7 protein-coding genes, 1 other RNA gene and 1 pseudogene are annotated in these 6,176 nt (G+C 32.5%); 6 read left to right on the top strand and 3 right to left on the bottom strand.

Going from position 1 to position 6,176, the window contains the following annotated elements:
• Together B3L86_RS11240 and ffs are read right to left on the bottom strand one after the other, a co-directional pair.
• Positions 1–546: pseudogene (locus B3L86_RS11240) on the bottom strand (chloromuconate cycloisomerase); the annotation flags it as partial.
• Between the two features lie 66 nt (positions 547–612).
• An RNA gene (gene ffs / locus B3L86_RS11235) (signal recognition particle sRNA small type) lies at positions 613–711 on the bottom strand.
• Between the two features lie 87 nt (positions 712–798).
• Here ffs and B3L86_RS11230 point away from each other — a divergent pair.
• On the top strand, positions 799–1,878 hold the full coding sequence (locus tag B3L86_RS11230; protein ID WP_291119073.1) for a glutaminyl-peptide cyclotransferase: 1,080 nt from the start codon (positions 799–801) through the stop codon (positions 1,876–1,878).
• 46 nt (positions 1,879–1,924) lie between these two features.
• Here the strand turns inward: B3L86_RS11230 and B3L86_RS11225 are convergent, their stop codons facing one another.
• On the bottom strand, positions 1,925–2,290 hold the full coding sequence (locus B3L86_RS11225; protein ID WP_291119071.1) for a DUF1801 domain-containing protein: 366 nt from the start codon (positions 2,288–2,290) through the stop codon (positions 1,925–1,927).
• Positions 2,291–2,366: 76 nt separating this feature from the next.
• Here B3L86_RS11225 and B3L86_RS11220 point away from each other — a divergent pair, with 76 nt between their 5' ends.
• The 5 genes from B3L86_RS11220 (at position 2,367) to creD (ending at position 5,808) form a co-directional block, all read left to right on the top strand.
• Positions 2,367–2,990: a hypothetical protein gene (locus B3L86_RS11220; protein ID WP_291119069.1), complete on the top strand. Its 624-nt coding sequence runs from the start codon at positions 2,367–2,369 to the stop codon at positions 2,988–2,990.
• A gap of 125 nt (positions 2,991–3,115) precedes the next feature.
• Positions 3,116–3,412 carry a winged helix-turn-helix domain-containing protein gene (locus tag B3L86_RS11215; protein ID WP_291119067.1) on the top strand — a complete coding sequence of 99 codons (297 nt, stop codon included), beginning with the start codon at positions 3,116–3,118 and terminating at the stop codon, positions 3,410–3,412.
• A 45-nt stretch (positions 3,413–3,457) separates the two neighbouring features.
• Positions 3,458–4,120 (top strand): DUF1361 domain-containing protein, encoded by a 663-nt coding sequence (locus B3L86_RS11210; RefSeq protein ID WP_291119065.1) that lies wholly within the window; start codon positions 3,458–3,460, stop codon positions 4,118–4,120.
• 3 nt (positions 4,121–4,123) lie between these two features.
• A complete protein-coding gene (locus B3L86_RS11205; protein ID WP_291119063.1) occupies positions 4,124–4,438 on the top strand; it encodes a hypothetical protein in 315 nt (104 codons plus the stop codon).
• Between the two features lie 26 nt (positions 4,439–4,464).
• Positions 4,465–5,808 (top strand): cell envelope integrity protein CreD, encoded by a 1,344-nt coding sequence (creD, locus tag B3L86_RS11200; protein ID WP_291119060.1) that lies wholly within the window; start codon positions 4,465–4,467, stop codon positions 5,806–5,808.
• Positions 5,809–6,176 lie beyond the last annotated feature (368 nt).

The following is a 6,176-nucleotide window of genomic DNA, read 5'->3' as shown; positions in this document are numbered from 1 at the left end:
CCACGAAAAACTACCATTTGAATCGATGCTGATTTTTTTTCCGGTAGCGAGCAATTCATCACGTAAGGAAGGCGACCATGAATTAACTTTCACTTTACAAAATTCCCAATCCGAATCGATGATTTTCTTGAGTTGAACCGCTTCCTCATCCATACTAATCGTAATGGAGGATTGAGGAAAATGATTTATTTGTAGTTGATTTAATTCTGCAAATGTTTTATTTTCAATTTTTCCATACAAATCCCAAAACGCACAATCGATTGCCGATTGCAAAAAAGGATGTAATAATAAAGTCTTCAGTTTCTTGAAAAAATCAAACGGATGTTCAATTGCAAAATTGTTGAAAATGGGTTGAATTCGCTCTAAATCATTCACAAAATCATCCAAATGAATGTGATAATAATCAATTTCGGTACATTCACCAAAACCTATTTTTCCATCAAAATCAATCGAAATAATTAATGCTTTTCTGAAATTATATACACCATACGCAATTTTGAAAGGTTCTTTCAGTTGATGTTGCACTATTTTCCATTTTAATTGCATAGGGTAGAATTTGGAAAATTTCTGAAAGTTTGAGAGTAGAATCTGAAACAAGTTCAGATTAAAAAAAAATGGCAAGCGACCTACATCGCACCGCTACAACCGCATACCTTTGCTGTGTTCCCACCCTGGAGGAGTTTGCAGGAGCTGGTCGTGTAGGACTTGCCGCTGCAAATATACAATCTTTTTATGTTTTTGCAAGTAATTTTACTCGATTCAAATTGTTATATTTGCTTCGATTCTATTATAATTCACATGAAAAACCGTAACGTATTCTCATTCATTTTATTAAGCATTTTATTCCTTAGTTGTGACGACACTAAAAAAGATAAATCGGATTGGTTTTCTTTTAACACCAGTGTCTTAAAATCACAATATAACCCTACTGAAGCAGCTACTTTAGACATTGTCAATGCAAAAAACAAGACAATTGACAGTATTATTTTTTATGTAAACAACAAAAAAATTGGTAAAGTAGTGGGCAACGAACCTTTCACCTTTGCTTTTGCCAATGAAAAATTAGGCTATCAAAACCTGAAAGCTTTAATCTATTTTGAAAAGGAGTATGTGGAAACTTCCTATCGTTCAGAATTGGTTTCAAATGTGGAGCCTAAACTACTTTCTTATTCAATTATAAATATCTATCCGCACGACATCAAAGCCTATACACAAGGTTTAGAATTTCACCGTGACACGCTGTTTGAAGGAACCGGAAACGGTGAAGGTGCCGGAACTCGAACTAAAGGAAAATCAAGTTTAAGAAAAACCGATTATAAAACAGGTAAAGTACATCAAATTGTAGAACTAACTGATGATTTATTTGGTGAAGGCATTACTATTTTAAACAATAAAGTGTACCAACTCACCTGGACAAGTCTGGTGGGTTTTGTTTACAATGCCGATAACTTAGAACGCATCAAAACATTCAATTATACCAAACGTATTCAAGGTTGGGGTTTGTGCAACGACGGTACAAACCTGTACCAAACCGATGGCACAGAAAAAATATGGATTATGAATCCGGAGACTTTTGAAATGACAGATTACATTAACGTATATTCCAATATACGAAAAATCACTGCATTAAACGAGTTGGAATGGATTGACGGTAAAATTTACGGCAACGTGTATCAAAAAGATTCCATTGCTATAATTGACCCTAAAACCGGAGCTATTGAAGGTATCATCAATCTATCTGAATTAAAAAAACAAGTCACGCAACATCCGGATATTGATGTGCTGAATGGCATTGCATACAACCCTAAAACAAAAACTATTTTTGTGACAGGAAAGAATTGGGATAAGATGTTTGAATTAAAAGTGAATTTTGAGTAATTACTTTTAAACTATCTCAATAGCAAGTAAGTAACCCTAAAGATAATTAGTACAAAGGCTTTTTTTCATAGAAAAGCCTTGATTCTTTAATTAAATCAACCAGAACTTTATTGTCAATTTCTTCTAAAGAAAAATAACGTAATGATTTAAACGTATTTCGCTTTTCACCAACCAACAGTTCCGTATGTTGTTGAAGTTGATAGCCTTTATTAAAAGCTAAATCTACATATTTCCCTTTGTGACTTGCATTTAAAAAGCAAAATGGTTTTCGGTTTACATAATAATAAGGAATTTTCCATTTGAAAAGCAAAACAGCTTCCGGTAATTCTTTTTCGATAATGACTTGCAAATTCAGAAGTATCTCTCTGTATAATTCAGGTTGATTTAAAATGTATTCTTCAGCTGGTTTCATTTTTCAAAAATAATCTAAAAATGTTTTGGTCAGAATAAAAATTATATTTTACTTTGCAATTCAAAGTACTTTAAAAATGGAAAACGAGAAATACCTCAACGACCTTTCTGAAATCAAAAATTTAATGAACCGTTCCTCACGATTTTTATCGTTGAGTGGACTTTCTGGGATTTTAGCCGGAACCTATGCTTTAATTGGAGCATGGATGGCTTACAAAACGATTTACTTTGATACGTCAACAATGGGAGCCTATAAGAATTTAGTAATATCAGAAGAGGCGGTTATCCGACTATTAGTGATTGCAGCATCTGTAGCTTTACTTTCTTTGCTAACCGGAATTCTATTAAGCATTCAAAAAGCAAAAAAGAACAATGAAACCATTTGGAACAGCACAGCAAGAAGATTAGTAATAAACTTTTTAATTCCATTAGCTACCGGAGGTTTCTTTATACTATTTCTTATTGAGAAAGAAATGTTAGGTCTAATTGCTCCTCTCACCTTAATCTTTTACGGATTAGCTTGTGTAAATGCCAGTAAATATACAATAGGAGGTGTTCGTTATTTAGGATTAACCTTTATTGTTTTGGGCCTGCTTTCTACATGGTTTTTAGGCTATGGCTTATTATTTTGGGCATTAGGTTTCGGCGTTTGTCACATTTTATATGGTAGTATTATGTATTTTAAATATGAAAGAAGTTAGATTTTGGATTATTGGATTGTTCGATTTTTGGATTGTTCGATTTTTAGATTTTTAGATTCTTTTCAATTTTTCAAATTTTATCCATCTGTGTTCCAAAAAAAATAGTAATTCCTTTCCTTTGCAAAATGAAAAACATCATACAAAATATAAACAAAGCCTTTGACCATCGCATACGACTGGGCATCATGTCGATTCTGATGGTAAATGAAAGTGCCGATTTTAACACGTTGAAAGAATTGTTGGGTGCAACCGATGGTAACCTTGCCTCCCATGCAAAAGCTTTAGAATCTGAAGAATATATCGCTGTTGAAAAACAATTTATTGGTAAAAAACCTAACACAAGTTACAAAGCCACCAAACTTGGAAAAAAAGCTTTTCAAGACCATATTGATGCTTTAGAAAAATTAATTAAAAAAAACTGACCTATTTTTTTATCCATTAACTTTGAAATACAAAGTACTTTAAAAATGAAAAAACTAACCTATTATTTAAACACCAGAAAAAAAGAAGCCGTTGTTTTAATCACACTAACGGTGTTTTGTTTTCTACTCTTATTGATTCGGGCAAAAGTGACACAAAGTGTGTTCTTTTTCTTTTTGGTTTGGAATTTAGTTCTTGGGGCTTTACCCTATTTAATTTCGTCACTAGTAGCTACATCTGTTTCATTGCAAGAAAAGAAAGGATTGAGAATTGGTATGTTATTACTGTGGTTGTTGTTCTTCCCGAATTCGTTCTATATCATTACCGATTTTTTTCATTTGGATAAATTTCAAACTGTACCCATTTGGTATGATTTAATAGTTGTTTCCTCTTTCGCTATTACCGGATTCTTGTTTGGTTTGTATTCCTTATTTACGATTGAAAAAATTCTAACCCTTCACTATTCCAAAAAAATCAGTCAATTTCTGATTTTTATGATTCTCTATTTAACCGCTTTTGGAATTTATTTGGGCCGATTTCTCCGATTCAACAGTTGGGATATTTTAACCAATCCGATGCAATTGGTCTTTTCTTGTTGTGAATCATTATTCATTCGTGAAGTACAACATTTCACACTGGGATTTGGCACCTTTTTATTACTCATTTATTTCGTGGCTTCAACCACTTTTTCTTCTAACAAAAAATTTTAAACTATGACACAAAAAACCTATGAATTCCAAACCGGACAATTATCCACACAAATTGCAATTGGCTCATTTGTAATTGGAACGTTACTCTTGATTTTATATCAAGTTGCACCGGATAAAGACATTGTTATTGTTTGCGGCATTTTCTATGTACTACTTGCCATTTTTACCAATGGTGCCGTGTTGATGAATCTGTTGCATCATTTTGTTTTCATGCACAACCATAGAACGTATTTTGGGATTAAAATACTAATTGTTTTAGCCAATATTCCCATTGCTCTATTCTATTTTTTACTCGTAACCAACGAAATCAAATTTTAATTATTTAATCACTAATTCATTATATAATGGAAAAACAATCCGGCTTTTTACAATCCAACACTGCCAAAATCATGTTGATAGGTTTTTTAACTTTAATTCTTTTAATTCCGCTTTTCTTTGTCAGAAACTTAATTGAAGAACGCACACAACGCCAAAAAGAAGTAGTTTCTGAAACTTCCGAAAAATGGGGAGAAAGCATTCATTTTTATGGACCCATTTTAAAAATTCCTTATAAGAAATACAGTGAGTCCTATGTCATTGATCCCGTTTCAAATAAACAAATCAAAACCCGAAAAACTGAAATTCAAACGGCTTATTTCTTCCCGGAAGAATTAAAAAACAAAAGTGTGGTTACTATGGCAAAACCCTTGGAACGCGGTTTGTATAAATCAAATGTGTTTACAGCCGAAATGAATTTTTCCGGACATTACGCCAAGCCAAACTTTGAAATCAACAACATTCCGCAAGAGGATATTGTTTGGGAAAAAGCTACCATTATCATCAGAACCACCAATTTAAAAAGCATTAAAAGTCAAGTAAATTTAAAACTCGGTGATCAATCCTATCTTTTTGAGCCCACACAAAGTTTGAGTTCTGATAAAATTGCCACGTTAGAAACCGGCGTTGTTAACCTTCAAAAATTACAAAACGATGTCTCGTTAGCATTCAACTTTAACATCAACTATAATGGTAGTAAAGGCATTTATTTTGCTCCGATTGGAAAAACTACGGTTGCAAAGATGGAATCTAATTGGCATTCGCCGAGTTTTATGGGGAATTACATCCCCAACGAAAAAAACAAAGAAATTACGGCTAACGGTTTCAAAGCCGATTGGGAAGTTTTACACCTCAACAGACCGTTTGCACAACAATCGTTTGAATCGTTACCCAATTTGCGGCCTTATACGTTTGGCGTAGATTTTATCACTCCAGTTGATGAATACCAACAAAACGAACGGGCTTCCAAATACGGATTTTTGGTTATTGGCTTAACTTTTTTAATCTTTTTCCTGATTCAATCCATCAGTAAAATCAACATTCATATTTTTCAATATTCGATGATTGGATTGGCGTTGATTATGTTTTATACATTGCTAATTTCCATTACAGAACACAGTAGTTTTACGTTAGCCTATGTTATAGCTGCAAGTTCTGTAATTCTTTTGATTTCATTTTATGCCATTTCAATTCTCAAGAACAAAAAGTTTCCGTTGTTTATTGGTATTTCCTTAACAGCATTATACACGTTTATATTTGTGATCATTCAAATGGAAGATTATGCGTTGTTGGTAGGAAGCATTGGTCTTTTCATGATTTTAGCGGCGGTGATGTATTTTTCGCGAAAGATTGATTGGGGAGCCGGGAATTAAGTATTCTTATTTTTAAACCATTTAGAAATTAAGGCTCATTAAGGATTGCTATATAGGGTTGGTTTCTGGATGGTTTTTCAAATTAATTTTATTTAATTATATTTGAAAAATATCTTACAAAAATAAAGTTTTCTAACTCTAACAAACTATGAAACCTGAAACAACGTTCTTTATTAAAACATTTTTAGTATCCGGATCTATATTTGCATTGTTAATGGCTGGTTTTAATTATTCTTTCAATGATGAATTTAACATTTATAAATCACTTTTCCATTTTGTTTTTTTTGGATTAATAATGGCTTTTGTTTCAAGGAATAATTTGAGAAAAAATAAAAAGAATGAATAAACCCCACAATCACTTGCTAGGT

Source organism: Flavobacterium sp. UBA6135 (assembly GCF_002428305.1).
Taxonomy (GTDB): domain Bacteria; phylum Bacteroidota; class Bacteroidia; order Flavobacteriales; family Flavobacteriaceae; genus Flavobacterium.
This window is presented reverse-complemented; position numbering and strand designations above follow the sequence as displayed.